Here is a 19,217-nt window from a genome sequence, read left to right as displayed (position 1 = left end):
GCTGCCGCTTCCAGCTCGGCAGGACGGCAGGACGGCAGCCGATCGGTCGGCAGGTCCGAAATCCGCCACCGGTGCGACACTCGTCGACCATGGAGATCTCCGAGCACATCGACGCACTGCGCCGCGAGGGCGGCCTGCTGGCCGACGCCGCCGACCGCACCGACCTCGCCGCCCCCGTCCCCACCTGCCCCGACTGGCGGCTGCGCGACCTCGTCCTGCACACCGGCCAGGTGCACCGCTGGGCCACCGCCTACCTGGTGCACGGTCACCGGGCACCGCTGGACGCCGACGGCGCGGCCGCCGCCTGGGGGCCGGAACCGTCCGACGCCGCGCTGGTCGGCTGGTTCCGGGCGGGCCACACCGCCCTGGTGGAGGCGCTCGCCGCGGCGCCGGCCGACCTGGACTGCTGGAGCTTCCTGCCCGCGCCCGGCCCACTGGCGTTCTGGGCCCGCCGCCAGGCGCACGAGACGGCCGTGCACCGCTTCGACGCCGACGCCGCCTCCGGGGAGCCCGGCCCGCCGGTCGCCACCGACCTGGCGCTGGACGGCATCGACGAGCTGCTGTGCGGTCTGATGTCCCGCGGCCGTGCCCGGGCGCGCAGCGAGCACCCGCGCACGGTGCTGGTCCGGGCCACCGACGGGCCGGTCTCCTGGCTGCTGACCATCAGCCAGGAGCCGCTGTCCGTCCGGCGCCTGGGCGACGCCGGGCCCGCCGACGGCGGCGGCCCCGCCGACCTCACGCTCAGTGGTCCGGCCCGCGAGCTCTACCTGCTGCTCTGGAACCGGCTGCCGGCCGAACGGGTGGACCGCTCGGGCGACCGGTCGCTGCTGGACCTCTGGCGGGAGACGGCCGCCGTCCGCTGGAGCTGAACCCCGGTGTGGCGGGCGGTCACCGCGCCCATGGCGCGGGCTGCTTGGCCAGGAACGCCCGCATGCCCTGCTGCGCCTCGTCCGAGCCGAACAGCCGGGCCGACAGCTCGACCAGTTCGTCGGCGTCCCGCTCGAAGGAGCGCACCACCTCGGCGTTGGCCAGCCGCTTGGACTGCGCGAGGCCCTGCGGCGAGCCCAGCCGCAGGGCGTCCAGCAGGGAGGTGAGCGCGGTGCCGGTGGACTCGGCGGAGTCCGTCGCCTGGGTGATCAGGCCGATCCGGGCGGCCTCGGCGGCGGCGAAGACCTCGCCGGTCAGGTAGTAGCGGGAGGCCGCGCGCGGGTCCAGCTTGGGGCGCAGTGGGAGCGAGATGACGGCGGGCGCGAGACCGAGCCGGACCTCGGTGAACGCGAAGGTGGCGGCCGGGCCGGCCAGCGCGAGGTCGGCGGCGCCGACCAGGCCGAGGCCGCCGGCCCGGACGTGGCCGTCGACGACGGCGATCACCGGCTTCGCGCAGTCCACGATCGCCCGCTGGAGCTCCACCAGGCCGCGCGGGCCGACCGTCGGGTCCGCACCGGTCGCCTCGGAGAGGTCGGCGCCCGCGCAGAACACCTTGCCGGTGTGCCCGAGCACCACCGCCCGGACCTCCGGGTCGGCCGCCGCGACCGCCAGGCCGGCGGTCAGTTCGGCCATCAGGCGGGTGGAGAGGGCATTGCGGTTGTGCGGCGAGTCGAGGGTCAGGGTGGTGACGGCGTCGGCGGTGGTGACGCGGACGAAGGGTACTTCGCGGGTCATCGGTGCGGGCCTGCTTTCCGGCTGAGGGTGGGTCGGACTGCCGAGGCGTCCCCGGTGGTTCGGGCGGCGCCCGGACGACTCTGACACGGCCACCCGCCCGACGGCCAGAGCCGCCTCGGCCGGGGCTCCCGCGGACCGGAGGCCGGTGGTGGGGCACGCACCGGCCAGGGGCGGGAAATCCGGTGGAACGGTGATCGCGGCTGGGTCACGATGACCGCATGACCACCACCCCGCAGCACCTCACCCATATCGCCGAGCCGCCCGGGGTCGCCCCCGGCACCGGGTACACCCAGGTCGTCACCGGCACCGGGCGCCTGGTCGCGGTCTCCGGCCAGGTCGCGTTCGACGAGCAGCGGCGGCTGGTCGGCCCGGGCGACCCGGAGGCGCAGGCCCGGCAGATCTTCGAGAACCTGCGCCGCTGCCTGGCCGCGGCCGGGGCCGACTTCACCGATGTCGTCAAGCTGACCTACTTCGTCACCGACATCGCGTACCTCTCCGCCATCCGCGAGGCCCGGAACGCCTGCATGGACCCGGCCCGGCTGCCGGCCAGTTCGGCGATGCAGGTGGCGGCGCTGTTCCTGCCCGAGGTCCTGATCGAGATCGAGGCCCTCGCCCTGGTGCCCGAGCCCGCCTAGGGTCGCCCGGCCCGCGCCGGGCCCGTACGGTCTAGACCGCGATCGCGCCCCGCCGCCCGGCCCACCGGACGGCGGGGCCCATGGCCAGTCCCGCGCCGGCCAGCAGCACACCGAGCGCGGCCCAGCCGAGCAGGCCGAACCCGATCACGGCGGTGCTGACCACCGCCGGGCCAATCATCAGCGAGGCGGCGCTGCCCGCGTTGTGGACCCCCTGGTAGGCGCCGTGGGCGCGTTCGTCGGCCAGGTCGTAACTGAGCGCCCAGCCACCGGCCTGGCTCAGCACCTCGCCGAGCGCCTGCAGCGCCACCCCGGCGAGCACCACCACGGCCGCGACGACCGGGGGCAGTCCGTGGGCGAGGCCGATCACCACGCAGGAGGCGGCGAGGATCAGACCCGCCCGGCCGCAGACCCGGGCGGCCGTCGCCGGGTCCTCGGTGCCCCGGGTGGCCCGGACCTGGAGGGCGATCACCAGCAGGGTGTTGACGATCAGGGTGCCCGCCACGGTGATCCGGGGCGCGTCGGTCTGCTGGACGATCCAGAGCGGCACGCCGACCTCCAGCAGCGCGAACTGGAGGCAGAACAGCGAGTTCAGCGCCGTCACCACCAGGAACGGCCCGTCCCGCAGGGCCGGGTTGCGCTGCCGCCCGGGCCGGCCGGGCCGCTCGTGCCGTCCCGGGGCGGGGGCCGGGAGCCGCAGGTACAGCACGGCGACGACCGCGAAGGAGACGGCGTCGGCCAGAATCGCCGTCAGATAGACCGGCCGGGTGTCCGCCTGGAGAGCGATCGCGCCGAGCGCCGTACCGCCGCACAGGCCCGCGTTGGTCACCACCCTGAGGTAGGCCCGGCCCGCCACCCGGCGGTCGGCGGGCAGCACTTCGGCGTAGAGGGCGTTGCGCACCGCGGCGGACCCCCGGTCGACGGCGGTGACCGCACAGGCCAGCGCGACGAAGGCCGGATAGCTGTGCACCAGCGCGTACCCGGCGGTGCCGACGGCCTCCAGCGCGACCAGCAGCACCAGCACCCGCCGCGCGCCCCAGCGGTCCGCGGCCCGCCCGGCCGGCATGCTGGCGGCGACCCCGCACAGACCGGCGACGGTGAGCCCGAAGCCGAGCCGGGCGGCGCTCAGCCCGAGGACGCGGGTGAAGAAGAGCACGCCGACGGCGAGCGAGAGGCCGTTGCCGAGGGTGTTCACGAGGGTGATACCGGCGAGCCTGCGCACCGCCGGATCGGGGTGCAGCAGTCGTGATGTCCTGGCCGGTCCGGTTTCGGGCAGGTCGGAGCCGCGTGCGGAGGTCTCCGCCGGTGAGGTGGTCATGTCCTCGATCCCACCGCCTCCCGCTCCCGCACAGTACTGATTTAGGCTCTGGCTAAAAGGACGGCGACGACGGGGGCGGACAGGTGCACCGGTTCAGGCTCGGGCTGTCCGACCTCGCCACCACCTGGTTCGCCTGCTCGCCGATCCAGGAGGCCGCGCTCAGCCTGCGGATGTGGACCCACCCGGGCTTCTACGCGCTCCAGTCGTCCGCCTTCGAGCGGCTGCGCCCCGCCTTCGCCCGGCTGGACTCGACGCTGCTGCTCTCGCTGGTGGGCGCGAACCGCTGGATCCCCGACTTCCTGACGCCCCGGCCGGCCTCCCCCGCCCCGGACTTCCGCACCGAGCTGGCCGTCGTCCGCGCGTTGCCGCCCGAGCGGCTGCGCCCCGAGCTGGAGCAGGTCTTCCTGCCGCACGGCCGACCGCTGCCCGCCGTCCTGTCGGCCGGGCTGGCCGATCCGGCGCGGCTGCTGGCCCGGATCGCGGACGGGCTGGAGGAGTACTGGGAGGTCTGCCTGGCGCCCTCCTGGTGGCCGCAGGCGCGTGCGGTGCTCGAGGCGGACCTGGTGTACCGGGCGCGGCTGCTGGCCCAGCACGGCGCGGCGGCGCTCTTCGCCGACCTGGACCACCGGCTGCGCTGGGAGGACGGCGTGCTGTCGATCAACCGCCGCTGGACGGACTGGGACGGCGAGATCACGGTGGACGGCCGCGGGCTGGTCCTCGTCCCGACCTTCTTCGCCCGCGGTGCGATCACGATGATCGACAACGACCTTCCGCCGCAGATCAGTTACCCGGCCCGCGGCCAGGCCGGCATGGCCGGGCCGACCGCCCCCGTCACCCCGCGCGCGCTGGAGCTGCTGCTCGGCGCGCCGAAGGCCCGGCTGCTGACCCTGCTCGCCGAACCGGCCTCGACCACCGACCTCGCCTACCGGCTGGGCGTCACCCCGGGCGCCGTCAGCCAGCACCTGGCCGTGCTGTCCGACACCGGCCTGGTGACCAGGGCCCGGCACGGCCGTTCGGTGCTCTACTCCCGCAGCCCGCTCGGCGACGAGCTGACCGGCGGCCCCCGGCGCGCCTGAGGTGCGCCGCACGGATCCTGCCGGACCGCCGACCCAAGCCCTCGGCCCAAACCCCCGATCCGGTTGATCAACTCGCCATTGGTACAGACCTGTTGACGCATTGGTCCAGTCCTCCTACAGTGCCCATGCCCCCGTCTCCCCACGGCGCGGGCACCGATCGGCCACGCACCACCCGTACGGTTCTACGTCACCCTGTCCAACCCCCACAGCCACAGGGAGAACCATGTCCGCTCGACCCCGGGCACACCGCCCGCGAGCGCGCAGCAGACTGCTGACGCTGCTCTCCGCCCTGCTCCTCCCGCTGGCCGCGCTCACCGTGCTGGCCACCCCTGCGAACGCCGCCGGAAAGCTCACCGCCACCTTCACCACCGTCAACAACGGCTCCTGGTGGCAGGGCACTTACGTCGTCCACAACGACAACACCGCCGCCGTCTCCGGCTGGACCCTGGAGTTCGACCTGCCGGCCGGCGCCACCATCGCCAACAGCTACAACGGCACCGCGACGGCCAACGGCAGCCACGTCACCGCCACCAACGCCTTCTACAACGCGAACGTCCCCGCGCACGGCACCACCGAGCCGTACAGCTTCTGGTTCGTCGCCAACGGCCCGCTCGGCACGCCGACCGGCTGCCGCATCAACGGCGACAAGTGCGACGGGAGTTCGGACGTCCTGCCGTCCGCGCCCGGCACCCCGACGGTGACCGACTCCACCGCCCACAGCCTCGCGCTGCACTGGCCGGCCGCCACCGGCGGGGACTTCCCGGTCGCGTCCTACGAGGTGCTCAACGGGAGCACGGTGGTGGGCACCAGCACCACCACCGACGCGCTGGTCACCGGGCTCACCCCGGCCACCTCGTACACCCTGACCGTGCGCGCCAAGGACACCCGGGGCAACACCGGCCCGCTGAGCGTGTCCGTCACGGCCTCCACCTTCGACCCGGCCACCGACCCGGTGCCGCCCACCGCGCCCACCAACCTCCGCACCACGGCGGTGGGTTCGTCCGACGTGACGCTCGCCTGGAACGCCGCCACCGACAACGTGCGGGTGGCCGCGTACGACGTCTACCAGGGCGCCACCCTGGTCAAGACCGTCACCGGGTCCACGCTGACCGCCAATGTGGGCGGCCTCTCCCCGTCCACCGCCTACACCTTCACCGTCAAGGCCCGCGACGGCGCCGACAACGCCTCGCCCGCCTCGGCGCCGCTCTCCGTCACCACCGCCGACCTGGTCGGGGCCGGAAAGTACGCCCGGGTCGGCTACTTCACCCAGTGGGGCATCTACGGCCGCCAGTACTTCGTCAAGAACCTCGACACCTCGGGCAGCGCGGCCAAGCTCGACGTCATCAACTACGCCTTCGAGAACATCGATCCGGTCAATCTGACCTGCCTGGCCGGCGTCACCAGGGGTACCACCTCCAACCCGCAGGACCCGGACCAGGGCACCGGCGCGGGCGACGCCGACGCCGACTACGCCCGCCCGATGAGCGCCGCCCAGTCGGTGGACGGCGTGGCCGACGACGGCTGGGGCAAACTCCGCGGCAACCTCAACCAGTTGAAGAAGCTCAAGGCCAAGTACCCCAACCTGAAGGTGGTCGTCTCGCTCGGCGGCTGGACGTACTCCAAGTACTTCTCGGACGCGGCCGCCACCGACGCCTCCCGGCAGAAGCTCGTCAAGTCCTGCATCGACACCTGGATCAAGGGCAACCTGCCGGTCTACAACGGCGCCGGCGGTGACGGCGTGGCGGCCGGGATCTTCGACGGCATCGACCTCGACTGGGAGTGGCCCGGCTCCGGCGACGGCCACCCCGGCAACCACTACAGCGCCAACGACAAGGACAACCTCACCCTGCTGCTCGCCGAGTTCCGCAAGCAGCTCGACGCGCTCGGCGGCTCGCACAAGCTGCTGACCGCCTTCACCCCGGCCGACCCGGTCAAGATCAACCAGGGCTGGGACCTCTCGAAGATCTTCAACTACCTGGACATCGCCAACGTCCAGGGCTACGACTTCCACGGCGCCGGCAGCGACAACTCGTGGGAGCCGAACCGCACCGGCCACCAGGCCAACCTCTACGCGGACACCCAGGACCCGTACAACTTCCACTTCAGCGTGGACGCGGCCGTCCAGGCCTACCTGGGCGCCGGGGTCAACCCGCGCAAGCTCACCATCGGCTTCCCGTTCTACGGCCGCGGCTGGCAGGGCGTGGCGGACGGCGGCGCGGCGGGCGAGTGGCAGACCGCGACCGGCGCGGCGCCCGGACAGTTCGCCGAGGAGGCCGGCACCCGCGGGTACAACAACCTCATCACCACCTTCCCCAACCTCACCGTCTACCACGACCCGCAGTCCATCTCGACCTACGGCTACACCGGCCCCGGCGGCCAGTGGTGGACCTTCGACGACACCTGGTCGATCGCCCAGAAGACGGCCTACCTGAAGTCGAAGAACCTGCTCGGCAGCATGATCTGGGAGATGTCCGGCGACACCCCGAACGGCGCCCTCATCACGGCGCTGGACACCGGGCTCAAGTGACCGGAGCCACCGGGGCGGGCGCGACCAGCGCCCGCCCCGGCGGCACCCCGGTGCCTCGTACCCGGTGGGCCCGCTACCGGGAGGCCAGCGAGGTCAGCCGCCGGGCCACGCGGTACTGACGCAGCACCTGGGCGAAGGTGGTGTGCCCCTGGGTCGTACGGGCGAAGGCCCGCCAGGCCGGGCTGACCAGGCAGACGGCGGCGTGGAACAGGTACGGGCGGCGCTCGAACGCGGCCAGCATCTGCTTGCCGGCCCGCATCTCCACGCCCAGCCCGGCCTTGATGGCGAAGGCGTAGTTCAGCCCCTCGCGCCGCACCTCCCCGGCGTTGCCCGCCTCGGCGACCTTGACCGCCCACTCGCCGGCCAGCCGGCCCGAGCGCAGCGCGTACGAGATGCCCTCACGGGTCCACGGCTCCAGCAGCCCGGCGGCGTCCCCGGCCACCAGCACCCGGCCGCGGGAGAGCGGCGAGTCCTCGGCCCGGCAGCGCGTCAGGTGCCCGGACTCCACGCTCGGCGGGAAGCCGGACAGGCCCAGCCGCCGGATGTAGTCGGCCAGGTACTGCTTGGTGCGCTCGCCGTCGCCGCGGGCCGAGATGACCCCGACGGTCAGGCTGCTCGTCCCGGTCTTGGGGAACACCCAGCCGTAACTGCCGGGCAGCGGGCCCCAGTCGAGGTGGATCCGGCCCGCCCAGTCCTCCGCGACCTGCGGCGGGACGGGGATCTCCGCCTCCAGGCCCAGGTCGATCTGGTCGAAGGAGACCCCGACGTGCCGGCCGATCCGGCTGGCGCTGCCGTCCGCCCCGACCACCGCGCGCGCCTCGAAGGTGCGCCCGTCGGCTGCGGTGACGACGGCCGTCCGGTGCTCGCCGCCGCGCTGCTCCACGCCGGTGACGGTCACTCCGGTGACCAGCACCGCGCCCGCCTGCTTCGCCGCCTGCACCAGGCGCAGGTCGAACTCGTCCCGGTTGACCAGCCCGAACAGCATCCGCCTGGAGCGCCGCGTCCGGGTGAACCGGCCGTCGTACGCGAAGGTGACGGCGTGCACGCGGTCCTGCAGCGGCAGCCGGAAGTCCGGCGGCAGGCTGTCGCGGGAGGGGCCGATGATGCCGCCGCCGCAGGTCTTGTAACGGGGGTGCTCGGCCTTGTCGAGCAGCAGGACGCGGCGGCCCTGGGCGGCGGCGGCGTGCGCGGCCGACGCTCCGGCCGGTCCGGCGCCGACCACGACGACGTCCCAGACGCCGTCGAGCGGGCCGCCGGACCCGGGCCGCGGCGTCTCGGGCGTCTCCACGGCCGCCTGTTCGGCCGGCTGAGCGGCCGGCTGCCGCTCGGGTTGACGCGGCTCGGACGGCAGTGCCTCGGACGGCTGTCCGGACGCCTCGGCGTCGAGCGGGCTACGGGAATCGGAGCTTCCGGAGTCAGTCACGTCGAGCAATCCTATGCGTCCCCCCGACCGCCGGTCGCCGCGCCGCCCCGAACCCCGGAGGATCCTCCCGGGCGTCCGTTCGACTCCGCCTATGATCGGCGGTACCCCCAGCCGTCGCCGTCCGCCCGGACCACCCCTCGGACGGACCAGCCACCCTCGGAGCACCCCGATGCCACAGCAGCCCCTGGCCGACGCCGTCCGGTCCCTGATGGACCGTGCCCGCACCGACCTCGCCGAACTGGTCGCCTTCCGCTCGGTCGCCGACCCGCGGCAGTTCCCCGTCGAGGAGTGCGAGCGGGCCGCCCGCTGGGTCGCCGACGCCTTCACCGCCGAGGGCCTGACGAACGTGCGGCTGCTGGACACCCCCGACGGCACCCAGTCCGTCTACGCCGAACTGTCCGGCCCCGAGGGCGCGCCGACCGTCCTGCTGTACTCGCACTACGACGTGCAGCCGCCGCTCGACGAGGACGCCTGGCTCAGCCCCGCCTTCGAACTGACCGAGCGCGACGGCCGCTGGTACGGGCGCGGCGCGGCCGACTGCAAGGGCAACATCCTGATGCACCTGACGGCGCTCCGGGCGCTGCGCCAGGTGTACGGCGACGGCTACCCGGTCGGGCTGAAGATCATCGTCGAGGGCTCGGAGGAACAGGGCACCGGCGGCCTGGAGCGGTACGCCGAGGCGCACCCCGAGCTGCTCACCGCCGACGTCATCGTCATCGGCGACACCGGCAACTTCGCCGCCGGCCTGCCCACCGTCACCGCCTCGCTGCGCGGTATGACGGTCGTCGAGGTCGCGATCACCACACTGGGCGGCAACCTGCACTCCGGCGCCTTCGGCGGTGCCGCCCCGGACGCCCTCCAGGCCCTGGTCAAGGTGCTGGCCTCGCTGCACGACGAGCACGGCGACGTCGCGGTGGCCGGCCTGACCCGGGACCAGACCTGGTCCGGCGTGCAGTACCCCGACGAGCAGTTCCGCGCCGACGCCAAGGTGCTGGACGGCGTCGCGCTGACCGGCACCGGTACCGTCGCCGACCGGCTCTGGGCCCGCCCGGCCGTCACCGTCCTCGGCATCGACGCCCCGCCGGTGATCGGGGCCACCTCCTCCGTCCAGGCCGCCGCCAAGGCCCTGGTCAGCCTGCGGGTGCCGCCGGGCACCGACACCGCCGCCGCCCAGGACGCGCTGGTCGCCCATCTGGAGGCGCAGGTCCCGTTCGGCGCCCGGATCCGGATCGAACGGCAGGGCAACGGCGCCCCGTTCAGCGCGGACACCACCGGCCCGGCGTACGAGGCGATGGGCGAGGCGATGGCGGAGGCGTTCGGCACCCCGATGGTCGCCTCCGGCGAGGGCGGGTCGATCCCGCTCTGCAACACCCTGCGCTCGCTGTACCCGCAGGCCGAGATCGTGCTCATCGGCGTCGAGGAGCCGACCACCCAGATCCACGCCGTCAACGAGAGCGTCGATCCGCGGGAGCTGGAGCGGATGGCCCTGACCGAGGCGCTCTTCCTCCGCCGCTACGCCGAACTGCGGTCGGTCTGACCCCTCCCGCCCCCGGCCGGTCGCCGCTACGCGGACTCCCGCTCCGGCCGGGGCCGTTCACCGTTCCCGCGATCGCCACGTCCACCGTCGGCACCGCCCACCAGCGGTGCGTCAGCCGGCCCCGACCGTAGACCCCGGGGAACAGCGACTCCGCGAAGAACGGCACGTCGGGCGCCATAGACCCGGCGACCAGCGCCGACGCCACCAGCGGCCCGCGCTCCCCCGCCACGCGCAGCAGGGGCAGGACGGCGGCCGGGTGGCTCAGGGTGAACGGCATGCCCTCATCCTCCCGCCGCCGGCTCCGCCGGGGTGTGTCCGACGACGCGCCCGCCCGGCGCGACCTGCCGGGGACACCCCTTACGCCGCGTCGGCCGCCCGGGCCAGGCCGAGCCCGGCCCGCCGTCCGGCCTCCAGATAGCGCAGTTCGCCGCAGCGGCGGGCGTCCAGCGCGGCGGCGAGCCGCCGGTACCGGCCCGGGGGCAGCAGGCCGGCGGCCTCCTCCAGGCTGACGAAGCGCCAGCCGCGCAGTTCCTCCTGCTGGAGCAGCAGCCCCTGACGGGCGGTGGCGTCCAGCAGGCCGCCGTCGTACACGAGGCGCAGGCCGCCGCGGCGGGGGCCGGTGCGCGGCTCCCAGTCCACGGCGAGCAGGCGCAGCACGGACGGGTCGAGGCGCAGGCCCAGCTCCTCGGCGGTCTCCCGGAGGGCGGCGTCGGTCGGCGCCTCACCGCGTTCGACCACCCCGCCGGGGAACTCCCAGTCCGGCTTGTACACCGGGTCGACGAGCAGGACCCGGTCCTGCTCGTCGAAGAACAGCACGGCGGCGGCCACGGTGTCGCCGGTCGCGTCGGGGGTCTGGGCGATGGGGCAGCGGGCCGAACCGTCCTGGACGAGGGCGGCGAGCCGGACGGCGGTCTCGCGCGGGGTGAGGCCGCCGGTGTCGAGCAGCCGGGCGTCCCGGCCGAGCCAGCGCCGGGCGGCGCGGTAGCGGGGCAGGTGCTCCAGACACCAGCGCCGGACCAGCGCGCTGCGCTCCGGGTCGCCGGGGCACTCCTCGCGCTGGGCTATGCGCTCGCGCAGGATCGTTTCTCCAGGGTCCAGGACGAGATGGTGCACCGCGATGCCGTGGGAGGCGAGCCCGCCGAAGATCTCGTCCCGGTAGTCCTCCCTGAGCAGGGTCATCGGGACGACCAGCGGGCCCGGCACCTCGCCGAGCAGTGCGGCCGCCGTCTCGGGGACGAGCCGGCGCCAGGCCGGCAGGTCCTGGAAGTCGGAGACCGCCGTCAGCCGGTCCGCCGGCAGCATCCCGCGCAGGCCGGCCCCCACCAGCTCGGGATCGAACAGCGTGCTGCCGGGCAGCAGTTCCACCAACTCGCGGCAGGCACTCGTCTTGCCCGCCCCGAACGTGCCATTAACCCAGACGATCACTCGTACTCCAGGATGGGAAGGCCGCTGAACAGCGACGGAGCAGGATTCGCGGGGCTGTCTGGGAGAGGCATGGGAAAAGTCGGCGTCCACAGCGCGGCCCCCACCACTTCCTTCTCCCACACTCTCTGGAGATACCCAACTATCCGCTCCTCCATCACGAGTGTTACCTCGCTGTAGGTGCCCTCCACTCCCGGCAGCTCATGGCCCATCCGCTCCTCGACTGCCACCCGTGGGATGTCGCCTGGCTCGTCCAGCTTCGCCTTGTGCCAGTGCCGCAGCCGATAGATGGCCTCTCCAGCCATCTCCTCGACGGCCGGCAGCGCTGGCCGGGCCCACCGCTCGTACCGAGGCCGGGACGCGCGCTCCTCGGCGCCGTCCCGGATTGGGAACCAGTAGGTGTTATCGAAGTTCGTGCTTAACAGCGGCTTGCCCTGCATCGACAGGAACATCCACGGCTGGTCGTGCGACGCCAGGAGGGCCTGGTGCATCTCGTGCAGGAACGGCGGGATGACGATCGTCCTCCAGCTGTCGTACTTCGGCGTAGCCAGCACTGCTCTCTTGTCGGCCCGATAGGTCTGGTACTGCACCCGGAGAGCGTGGAGGGACTCGTACCGCTGGAGGGCTTCCACGCGCAGCTCGGCGTCCGGCTCGGAGGCGGGCCAGTACGGCGAGGCGTAGCCGCGCTGCAGTCCGAACATCTCACCCGGCGGCCGCAGTCCGGTGAAGGCGATGGTCCAGATATAGGTCCACCCAGCGAATCCCCAGACGTAGTAGGCGTTCTGGGCCGCCTGGTGCACGGATCGGGTGGACAGCTGCCGCTTGACTCGGCGCACCTGCTTCTTCTTGTACAGGCCTCGCCGCTTCTGCTCCACGATGGGCGACTCCTCGCGGTATTTGTACTTCACTACCGCATCGTCCATGATCATCTTGAATGTATTCAGGACCCCCTTCGCGTAGTTGTGCGAGTATTTGGCCTGCACGAATTTCCTGAACGCGTCGTACTGGATGGGCGTGATCTCGTCCACCGTGCTCTGCGCCCAATAGGGGCGAATCACAGCCGACAGCCGGGACTTGTACGACAACATAGAATTGCTGCGCAGACTGACCCCTTTGAACCAGAGGTCGCAGTAGTCCGCCATGTTGATCGGGGCGGCGACCCTCTGGCCCCGACGGTTCCGCACGTCGGACTCCCGGTCGAGGCCAAAGGTGAACGCCTCATCCTCATCCGCGAACGGCATACCGTCCAGATTCTTGGACGCGGACCCGTACAGCTTCGTGGTCGTCGGCTTGCCGTCGTCGTCCAGCTTGTACTGCCCGGTCCACCACTTCACGCGGATGCTGTTCCCGCGGACTTCCGTGTACGGCACCTGTCATCTCCCACTTCGATGATCGGCGCGCGGGTGCCGGCGGACACTCCATCCGCTGATCCCTTCCGCCACCCGTCCTACCGTGAACGCCCGGTCGGGCATCCACGACATGACAGGCAATCACGGCCCTGGGCTTCCATGAACTGCCTCACGCGCTTTCGGACCACGTGATCTTCGGCAACCCCGGACGGCAGGACGCACACCGTCTCTCCTGTTACTTGTTACTTGCTACTTGAGCCGTGGTAAGGCGCAAAGGTTGTACGGGGATTGAAGCGAATCCTTTTCATTCCACCATATCGCCCGACCTCCGCAGCGCCTCCACGAACTGCTCACTAAAAGCGTCAAGCTCCCCGATCGATACGTTCGGCATCGCCTTTCTCGCAGCGTTGAACACAGCTCCGCGGACGGCATACACACTTAGCCCGACCCCAGTCGATGCCGACTCGCCGCCGGCGGAGCCAACAAGGACTGGCTCGGCGCCTTCAGTCCCCTCAACACAGCCCCCGTAGCCCACCCGAGCGTCCGGTCGACCTTTGCATAGGCCACCTCGCGAACATCTACCCCCTCCTCAACTCGTCGCCACATGCCCTTGGAGATACCTGCCGCCTCGACGACCGCGAAGCGCGAGGGGTAGAGCTCCAGTCGGTGCGCCTTGACACGTAACGCAAGTCGGGCGAGATCGCGAGTTCCCATACTGACATCCTCACAGGGCCAGCCGTCGCCAGCTAGGCCCATCCGCGAGACAGGCCGACTCATGATCGAAAGACCCCAGACAAGGCCATCCAGATCCATTCGACTACACCATACAGCCCACCAGATAGCCCACTAGAAGGCTATCTAGATCTATACAATCGAGGCTGACTAAGGTTAGATTGCTGGGGTACACCAACCGTTGACCTGCGGGGTTGACGGGGACGCGAGCCGCACGGAACGCGTACACAGCTGGCACCACAGGCGGGGATAGCCGCCTCCGTCACCTCGAAAACGGCACTCGTAGATACATGAGCCCCGCCACACATCACCCTCCGCGCAGCCCTCGGCACCGCCGACGACCGCCTCGCGCCGCATCCGGACGAAGCACACCAGCCTGAAAGGACATGACGATGGCCACCAAAGCCTACGAGCTCTACGGGGTGCCCACTGCCCCCGAGGACCCCGCGCAGGAGTACATGACGGTCCAGGAGACCGCCTATGTCTTGAAGTGCTCCGTCTCGTGGCTGCGCCGCTTCCTCCGCAACCATTCCACGCTCTGCGGCCGGACCGGCCGCGGCGGCCGGATCATCACCAACCGCGAGCAGCGCGCCGCGATCCATGCCACGCGCTCGGCCGGCGACCCACGTACGGGGCGGCCGATACCGCGCCGACGCAGTCCTCGCCGCGCGACTGTGAAGACGCCCGTCGCCCCCTGATCAGACGAACACGCCGCCTGCAGCGATGCACCGTCGCTGGGCGACGAGGAGTTATTGACTTCGGCTCGTTAGGGTGATTCTTCTTGAAGTTCCTGATGGGCTCGGAGTGTTGTCTGTTTCCCGTGGTGTATGAGGTATGCGGATGGGGGCAGGCCAACTCCTGCGGGGCGTCAGCGCCGTGAGACGGTACGGATGCAGGCGGCCGGGCTGTTCGAGCGGAACATCGGACCGCCGGAGGTGGGTCCGTATGGTCAATGGTGGATCTTCGAACAGGAAGTGACACCTGATGACAGACGTGACCGTCTCGGCCGAGGCCGTTGAGGAAGCAGAGCCCGCCGGCCTGGATCCGGTCGTGCTGGATGACCAGCTGATCGGCCGGCTGGCGACGGGCTCTGACCCCGGAATTTGGACACCGGAGACACTTGGATCTTGAGGGTCCAGGAGAACGGAGTCTCCGTGGGGATGAAGCACTACCCCGCCGAGTTCAAGGTGGACGCGGTCGCGTTCTACCGGTCGAGGCCGGGAGCGACGTTCAAGTCCGTCGCTGGTGGTCTCGGGGTGAACACCGAGACGCTGCGGAACTGGATCCGGGCCGCGGCGGGCTGCCGGATCCCCGCGCCGCCACGCCACCGCTGCACGGCGACATGCGTGGTGCCCAGGGCGATGCCGCGCTGCGCGGCGAGATCCCGCATGCGTTTGGCCAGGCCCTTGTTCGAGGCCCCCGCCTCCGCCATCAAGGCAGCTAAGCGATCATTCGGCACTTCTGACCCCCGGGCCATCCCAAAAGCGACGACGCGAGCACCCATGGTGACACAGGCGGCACGGGGGGGTCAGGCGTGACCCCCCCCGTCCACGGCAAAGCGTTCACGTGAACCCCCGCACTGGGGCCACCAGAAGTGCTTACAGACATGCGACAGCGATGTTCGGCGCCGGCGGGGCGGATCCGGCCTGTTTGTTGAGGAAGACCTCGACGTGTTGGCGGCGAAGCTCTTCGCCAACTGGCCGGAGGTCCGCGAGGAGTGTAAGGCTGAGCTCGGCCGCCTCCTGGCTGGCCCCTGAAGCACGAAAACTCCCCGGCTCACCGGGGCGTTTTCGTGTGTGCGCTCAGGTCAGCGCAGGCCGTCTGTGTCGTCGTGCTCTTCGCCGACCGGGAGTAGCCGACGACTGCCCCCCTGGTCCTCCCTGTAGATGACAGCGGAGACCGCGCTGTCGTAGGCATCGTTGAGGCCGTTGCCGCTTGCGCCTAGCATGTTCTCCCAGTCGATTCCCATGCCTACGAGCCTAGCTGTACTGCTCGAGGAACACGGAACTGCCGCTCGGGATCGGCGTACACCGTCACCGGGCTCGGGCCCGGCGCTCTCCCGCTCCGAACAAAGCTGTTTGCATAGCTTCTGCACCTGCTGGCACAGGTCGGTTATCACTGTGTCCTTCTCCCGCAGCATCTGCTCCTCCCCTACGAGCCGGCCCAGCTCGGCCTCGCGCCGGTCGGCGTCCTCTGGGCTGGGGCGAGCCCCACGGTCAATGGGGGCCCGGGCGGGCATACCGGCTGCCGCGCGCAGGTGTGCGGTGATCTGCCCGAGGGCTACCTGGGGCCGGGCGGGGTCGACCCTGTTCAGCGGGTGCCACTGCCAGGGGTCGGGAGGCGCGGCAGCGATCGACCTGTCGGGTACGCCGACAGGGGCGGCTTCGACGTCGTTGGTGGCTCTTCGGTTACCACCGAGCTGAGCCCAAACGGTTTACGGGGCGATCTCGGCGGGGCAAGGTGGGCAACCTGCCGTACGGATGGAATGCCCCCTGGCTCGCCCGTAGGAGGAGCAGCGTGGAACCCACCGTTCTGCCGTGGCTGCGGCATCACGCGTCGTGCCCAGACCCATTGCGTCGGCCGGTGGCGGCCGTTCAAGAGTTCTCGGCCGCCGAGTTCAATCCGTCCGGAGACTACGTCGACGGCCACCGCGGTCGCGGACCGATGCCGGGCCTGCGGCAGAGAGTTCGACCAGAGCCGACCGGAGGCGGAAGCCCGAGACGGTGAATGTCTACGACCGGGAGTTCGACCAAGCCGCCCGGAACAGCGTCATGAGCCTGGGCCTGGGACCTATCCAGCCAGGTTGTTGCGGGCATCACGCATCCGGGCGTCGAGAACGGCCTGGGTCTCAGGGTCGAGTTCGTAGTCGCCGGCGGTTTCAGGGTTGACGTCCAGCGCGTGAGAGCGGAAGCCCTCCCGCTCGGCGGAGAGCTGCTGGATGGTCCGGGTGATCCGGTGGATCTTCTGGCGCAGCCTCTCCCATTCCTGCTCGGCGAGGGCGAGCTCGGCGAGCTGGTTCTGGATCTCAGCCTCGTTCTCCCGGGCGTAGCTATCGCTGACCAGTGTGATCAGAGGAACCCCGAGAGCCTTGGCGGCGGTGACCGCCTCATCTAGTCTCACCGCGCGGGTCTGCTGCTCGATGCGCGTGATGGCGGTGGCGTCAAGGTTCGTGCCGAGCAGTGCGGACATACGGCGCGCCAGCTCCGCCTGGCTGATGCCGAGGCGTTCGCGTTCTTGACGGAGTCGGCGGGCGAAAAGGTCCCCGGGCAGTGGGTTCATGGCGGTATGGCACTTCCTGGTCAAGATCGCGATTGACGGGGCGTATGGGGGTGGCCCGCCTCGAAATTGAGCAGGCCAGCGTCGCAGCAGTGCTGGGGCAGCACATTACACATCTCGCACTGCGGATTCCACAGGAGTCCACCACGACCTGCGGTCGCGCGTTGCGGCGTCGATTCACCTAGCTTCCGAGCACCTTTCAACTGCTTGTCGATAGCCTTTCACGAACCTCTGCTATCCGCAGTTCGAATGGGGTACATTAGCCATCACGGACGTTCACATACATGAGCCGACAGGCGGGTCGGCGGCATGCAACCAGTCACTCAAGCTCTATCGGAACCCGCCCGGGTGGGCGAGCTGCGCTTGTCGCCTTGTGACTCACTGCCATGTCACTGAATGATTCGAAAGGCGAGAGGAAAGAACTATGACGAAGATCTACGAGGCAGCCGTCCTCACACAGGCCTCCCTGCCGAGCGCAGCCTGGGACCTGACGAGCTTCCTGCAGAACGCCAAGTCCCAGATCCAGCTCTGGGGCGGTCTTCTGCTCATGCTGCTCGGCGCCGCCGGCTTGATATGGGGCGGTGTGCTTCTGATCAAGAAGCTGATGGCCAACCCGCAGTCCGCGGGCAGCCAGCAGGGCTGGGGCACGATCGCGCTCCTCATCCTCGTCTGCGGAGCCCTGGGTACCGGCGGATGGTCGCTGATCTCGACGATCGGCTCCGGCGGCCAGCAGACCATCACGGACCTCGGCGGCGGCACGGTGATCGTCCAGACCGCCGATCAGGTCAGCGGGTTCCTGAGTGGCCCTTCCAAGTAGGAGGCCGTCACAGACCGTGCACAAGACCGGGGATAGAGGCGTCGAGCGGACCGGGTCGGTTGAGGTGCAAGGCCTCCTCCGGCCCGGTTCGGCATTTCCGGGACCGCAGCACAGCGCAGGCACGAAGGAGAGCAGAACATGGGGATCAAGGACAAGGCACTGGCCTTCAACAGGAAGTTCAAGCTCGACTCGCACCACGCGATCGAGCGCTTTGGGGTGTTCTTCGGCATCTTCGCGGTCACGGGTGCGATCGTGATCAGCGCATCGGGTGCCTTGGCGTACCAGGCGGAGCGTGACTCGCTATCGCAGACGGCGCTGTACACCAGCGACTTCAAGACGTCTAAGACGAATCTCGACGGCAGCGTCGACGGGGTCTACACCAACAAGAGCGGCAACAAGGCGCTCGTGATGATGCACTTCAGCCCGACCGCTCAGATCTCGTACAACGCCGCGGACTACAAGGCGTTCCTGCTCGGGTCGGACACCTCGCTGAACAGCGAGCCGGTCAGCACCAGCGGGATCAAGGGATCCTTCTACGTCTTCGGCTCGACCGGCTACGTCGGGGTCCTCCTGAACGCCGACCGGCCCTTCGACCGCCAGGTGCTGAACCTGACGGTCCGTGGGAACGCCGAACTCACCACTCCCGGAGCGAAGCAGCCGCAGAGCAGCGGCAAGCTGGCTAGCGACGAGACCTTCTCCAAGTACGACCAGTGGCGGGTCTTCTTCAATCCCGGCGCGTCCGGCGCCCAGAAGATCGCGGCGCTCGACGCCCTGGCCTTCGACCCTGCGCAGGCCTACTACGAGGTCGCGCTCAAGGCGAAGGAGGCCGAAGCCAGGGATGCCCTGGACCAGAAGCTCGTCGAGATGCGCACGAATCTGACGCAGATTCAGTCCTACACGTCCGACCTGCAGACGACGAAGCTCGACGGCCTGTTCCTGCGCCCGCCGACCGTCCCGGTCTCGATCGCCACCGACAAGATCACGGGCGTCTCCGCAGCCGAAGCGAAGGACGGCGTCTCGACGCTGGCACTGCAGACCGAGCACGTCGCCCCGGGCGGCTTCGACCTCAACTGGCGTCCAGGCAACGTCTACGACGGCTACCTCCACGCCCTGGTGCCGACCGGACAGAGCTACGCCCAGTTCTTCACCAAGAAGCGTGACGGGGGCTCGGATCCGACCAGCCGTCAGACCTCGGACATGCAGTGGATTCTCTCGGACGGCACCAGCCTCACCAGGGACTACCAGTCCTCTGACGTGACGATGCGCCCGCTCATGAACATCATGAACAACCTTTCACAGGCGTATCAGAACTACTCCAGGAACAAGTCCCAGTACGAGTCGGACCTCTCGCTCGACCTGCTCCGACTGGACGTGAGCTTGAGGGATGTGCAATCCAACAGCACCATTCGCGACGACAAGGACTTCCTCACCACGCTCTATTGAGTG

At 70.4% G+C, this 19,217-nt stretch carries 17 protein-coding genes and 1 pseudogene; 10 read left to right on the top strand and 8 right to left on the bottom strand.

The window, feature by feature from the left end:
- Nucleotides 1–89 precede the first annotated feature (89 nt).
- Entirely contained in the window at nucleotides 90–869 is a 780-nt protein-coding gene (locus ACIQIB_RS23885) for a maleylpyruvate isomerase family mycothiol-dependent enzyme (protein WP_400760451.1), read from the top strand.
- 19 nt (nucleotides 870–888) lie between these two features.
- Here the strand turns inward: ACIQIB_RS23885 and ACIQIB_RS23880 are convergent, their stop codons facing one another.
- Entirely contained in the window at nucleotides 889–1,662 is a 774-nt protein-coding gene (locus tag ACIQIB_RS23880; RefSeq protein WP_400760449.1) for an enoyl-CoA hydratase family protein, read from the bottom strand.
- 218 nt (nucleotides 1,663–1,880) lie between these two features.
- Between ACIQIB_RS23880 and ACIQIB_RS23875 the strand changes: the two genes are divergently transcribed.
- A complete protein-coding gene (locus tag ACIQIB_RS23875) occupies nucleotides 1,881–2,297 on the top strand; it encodes a RidA family protein (RefSeq protein ID WP_400658891.1) in 417 nt (138 codons plus the stop codon).
- Nucleotides 2,298–2,328: 31 nt separating this feature from the next.
- Here the strand turns inward: ACIQIB_RS23875 and ACIQIB_RS23870 are convergent, their stop codons facing one another.
- A complete protein-coding gene (locus tag ACIQIB_RS23870) occupies nucleotides 2,329–3,612 on the bottom strand; it encodes an MFS transporter (protein WP_400760447.1) in 1,284 nt (427 codons plus the stop codon).
- An 83-nt stretch (nucleotides 3,613–3,695) separates the two neighbouring features.
- Here ACIQIB_RS23870 and ACIQIB_RS23865 point away from each other — a divergent pair, with 83 nt between their 5' ends.
- Nucleotides 3,696–4,688: a helix-turn-helix domain-containing protein gene (locus ACIQIB_RS23865; protein WP_363610551.1), complete on the top strand. Its 993-nt coding sequence runs from the start codon at nucleotides 3,696–3,698 to the stop codon at nucleotides 4,686–4,688.
- A 223-nt stretch (nucleotides 4,689–4,911) separates the two neighbouring features.
- Nucleotides 4,912–7,215 (top strand): glycosyl hydrolase family 18 protein, encoded by a 2,304-nt coding sequence (locus tag ACIQIB_RS23860; RefSeq protein ID WP_400760444.1) that lies wholly within the window; start codon nucleotides 4,912–4,914, stop codon nucleotides 7,213–7,215.
- A gap of 73 nt (nucleotides 7,216–7,288) precedes the next feature.
- On the opposite strand, the gene ACIQIB_RS23855 is transcribed toward ACIQIB_RS23860, so the two are convergent.
- On the bottom strand, nucleotides 7,289–8,503 hold the full coding sequence (locus ACIQIB_RS23855) for a geranylgeranyl reductase family protein (protein WP_363610659.1): 1,215 nt from the start codon (nucleotides 8,501–8,503) through the stop codon (nucleotides 7,289–7,291).
- 304 nt (nucleotides 8,504–8,807) lie between these two features.
- On the opposite strand from ACIQIB_RS23855, the gene ACIQIB_RS23850 reads away from it, so the two are divergent.
- A complete protein-coding gene (locus ACIQIB_RS23850) occupies nucleotides 8,808–10,175 on the top strand; it encodes a dipeptidase (protein ID WP_363610547.1) in 1,368 nt (455 codons plus the stop codon).
- On the opposite strand, the gene ACIQIB_RS23845 is transcribed toward ACIQIB_RS23850, so the two are convergent.
- The 3 genes from ACIQIB_RS23845 to ACIQIB_RS23835 form a co-directional block, all read right to left on the bottom strand.
- Nucleotides 10,084–10,452, bottom strand: a complete 369-nt coding sequence (locus tag ACIQIB_RS23845) for a DUF4184 family protein (RefSeq protein ID WP_400760442.1) — start codon at nucleotides 10,450–10,452, stop codon at nucleotides 10,084–10,086. The two genes, ACIQIB_RS23850 and ACIQIB_RS23845, sit on opposite strands and share 92 nt — an antisense overlap.
- 80 nt (nucleotides 10,453–10,532) lie before the next feature.
- The gene (locus ACIQIB_RS23840) at nucleotides 10,533–11,600 is read right to left on the bottom strand and encodes an NUDIX domain-containing protein (RefSeq protein ID WP_400760440.1); all 1,068 of its coding nucleotides are present in this window, start codon (nucleotides 11,598–11,600) and stop codon (nucleotides 10,533–10,535) included.
- A complete protein-coding gene (locus ACIQIB_RS23835) occupies nucleotides 11,597–12,967 on the bottom strand; it encodes an integrase (protein ID WP_400760438.1) in 1,371 nt (456 codons plus the stop codon). Before ACIQIB_RS23835 ends, ACIQIB_RS23840 begins: the two co-directional genes overlap by 4 nt.
- A gap of 1,103 nt (nucleotides 12,968–14,070) precedes the next feature.
- On the opposite strand from ACIQIB_RS23835, the gene ACIQIB_RS23830 reads away from it, so the two are divergent.
- The 3 genes and pseudogenes from ACIQIB_RS23830 to ACIQIB_RS23820 all read left to right on the top strand — a co-directional run.
- A complete protein-coding gene (locus tag ACIQIB_RS23830) occupies nucleotides 14,071–14,376 on the top strand; it encodes a DNA-binding protein (RefSeq protein ID WP_400760436.1) in 306 nt (101 codons plus the stop codon).
- A 286-nt stretch (nucleotides 14,377–14,662) separates the two neighbouring features.
- Nucleotides 14,663–14,809: a hypothetical protein gene (locus tag ACIQIB_RS23825; protein WP_400760434.1), complete on the top strand. Its 147-nt coding sequence runs from the start codon at nucleotides 14,663–14,665 to the stop codon at nucleotides 14,807–14,809.
- A gap of 23 nt (nucleotides 14,810–14,832) precedes the next feature.
- A pseudogene (locus ACIQIB_RS23820) lies at nucleotides 14,833–14,970 on the top strand (transposase); the annotation flags it as partial.
- 515 nt (nucleotides 14,971–15,485) lie between these two features.
- Here the strand turns inward: ACIQIB_RS23820 and ACIQIB_RS23815 are convergent.
- Complete coding sequence (locus ACIQIB_RS23815) at nucleotides 15,486–15,647, bottom strand: hypothetical protein (protein ID WP_400760432.1); 162 nt, start codon at nucleotides 15,645–15,647, stop codon at nucleotides 15,486–15,488.
- 821 nt (nucleotides 15,648–16,468) lie between these two features.
- Nucleotides 16,469–16,957 (bottom strand): helix-turn-helix domain-containing protein, encoded by a 489-nt coding sequence (locus ACIQIB_RS23810; RefSeq protein ID WP_400760430.1) that lies wholly within the window; start codon nucleotides 16,955–16,957, stop codon nucleotides 16,469–16,471.
- A 421-nt stretch (nucleotides 16,958–17,378) separates the two neighbouring features.
- Between ACIQIB_RS23810 and ACIQIB_RS23805 the strand changes: the two genes are divergently transcribed.
- On the top strand, nucleotides 17,379–17,771 hold the full coding sequence (locus ACIQIB_RS23805) for a hypothetical protein (RefSeq protein WP_400760428.1): 393 nt from the start codon (nucleotides 17,379–17,381) through the stop codon (nucleotides 17,769–17,771).
- 138 nt (nucleotides 17,772–17,909) lie between these two features.
- The gene (locus ACIQIB_RS23800) at nucleotides 17,910–19,214 is read left to right on the top strand and encodes a hypothetical protein (protein WP_400760425.1); all 1,305 of its coding nucleotides are present in this window, start codon (nucleotides 17,910–17,912) and stop codon (nucleotides 19,212–19,214) included.
- Nucleotides 19,215–19,217: the final 3 nt, after the last annotated feature.

Origin of the sequence: Kitasatospora sp. NPDC092286 (genome assembly GCF_044755565.1) — a bacterium.
GTDB lineage: Bacteria > Actinomycetota > Actinomycetes > Streptomycetales > Streptomycetaceae > Kitasatospora.
This window is presented reverse-complemented; position numbering and strand designations above follow the sequence as displayed.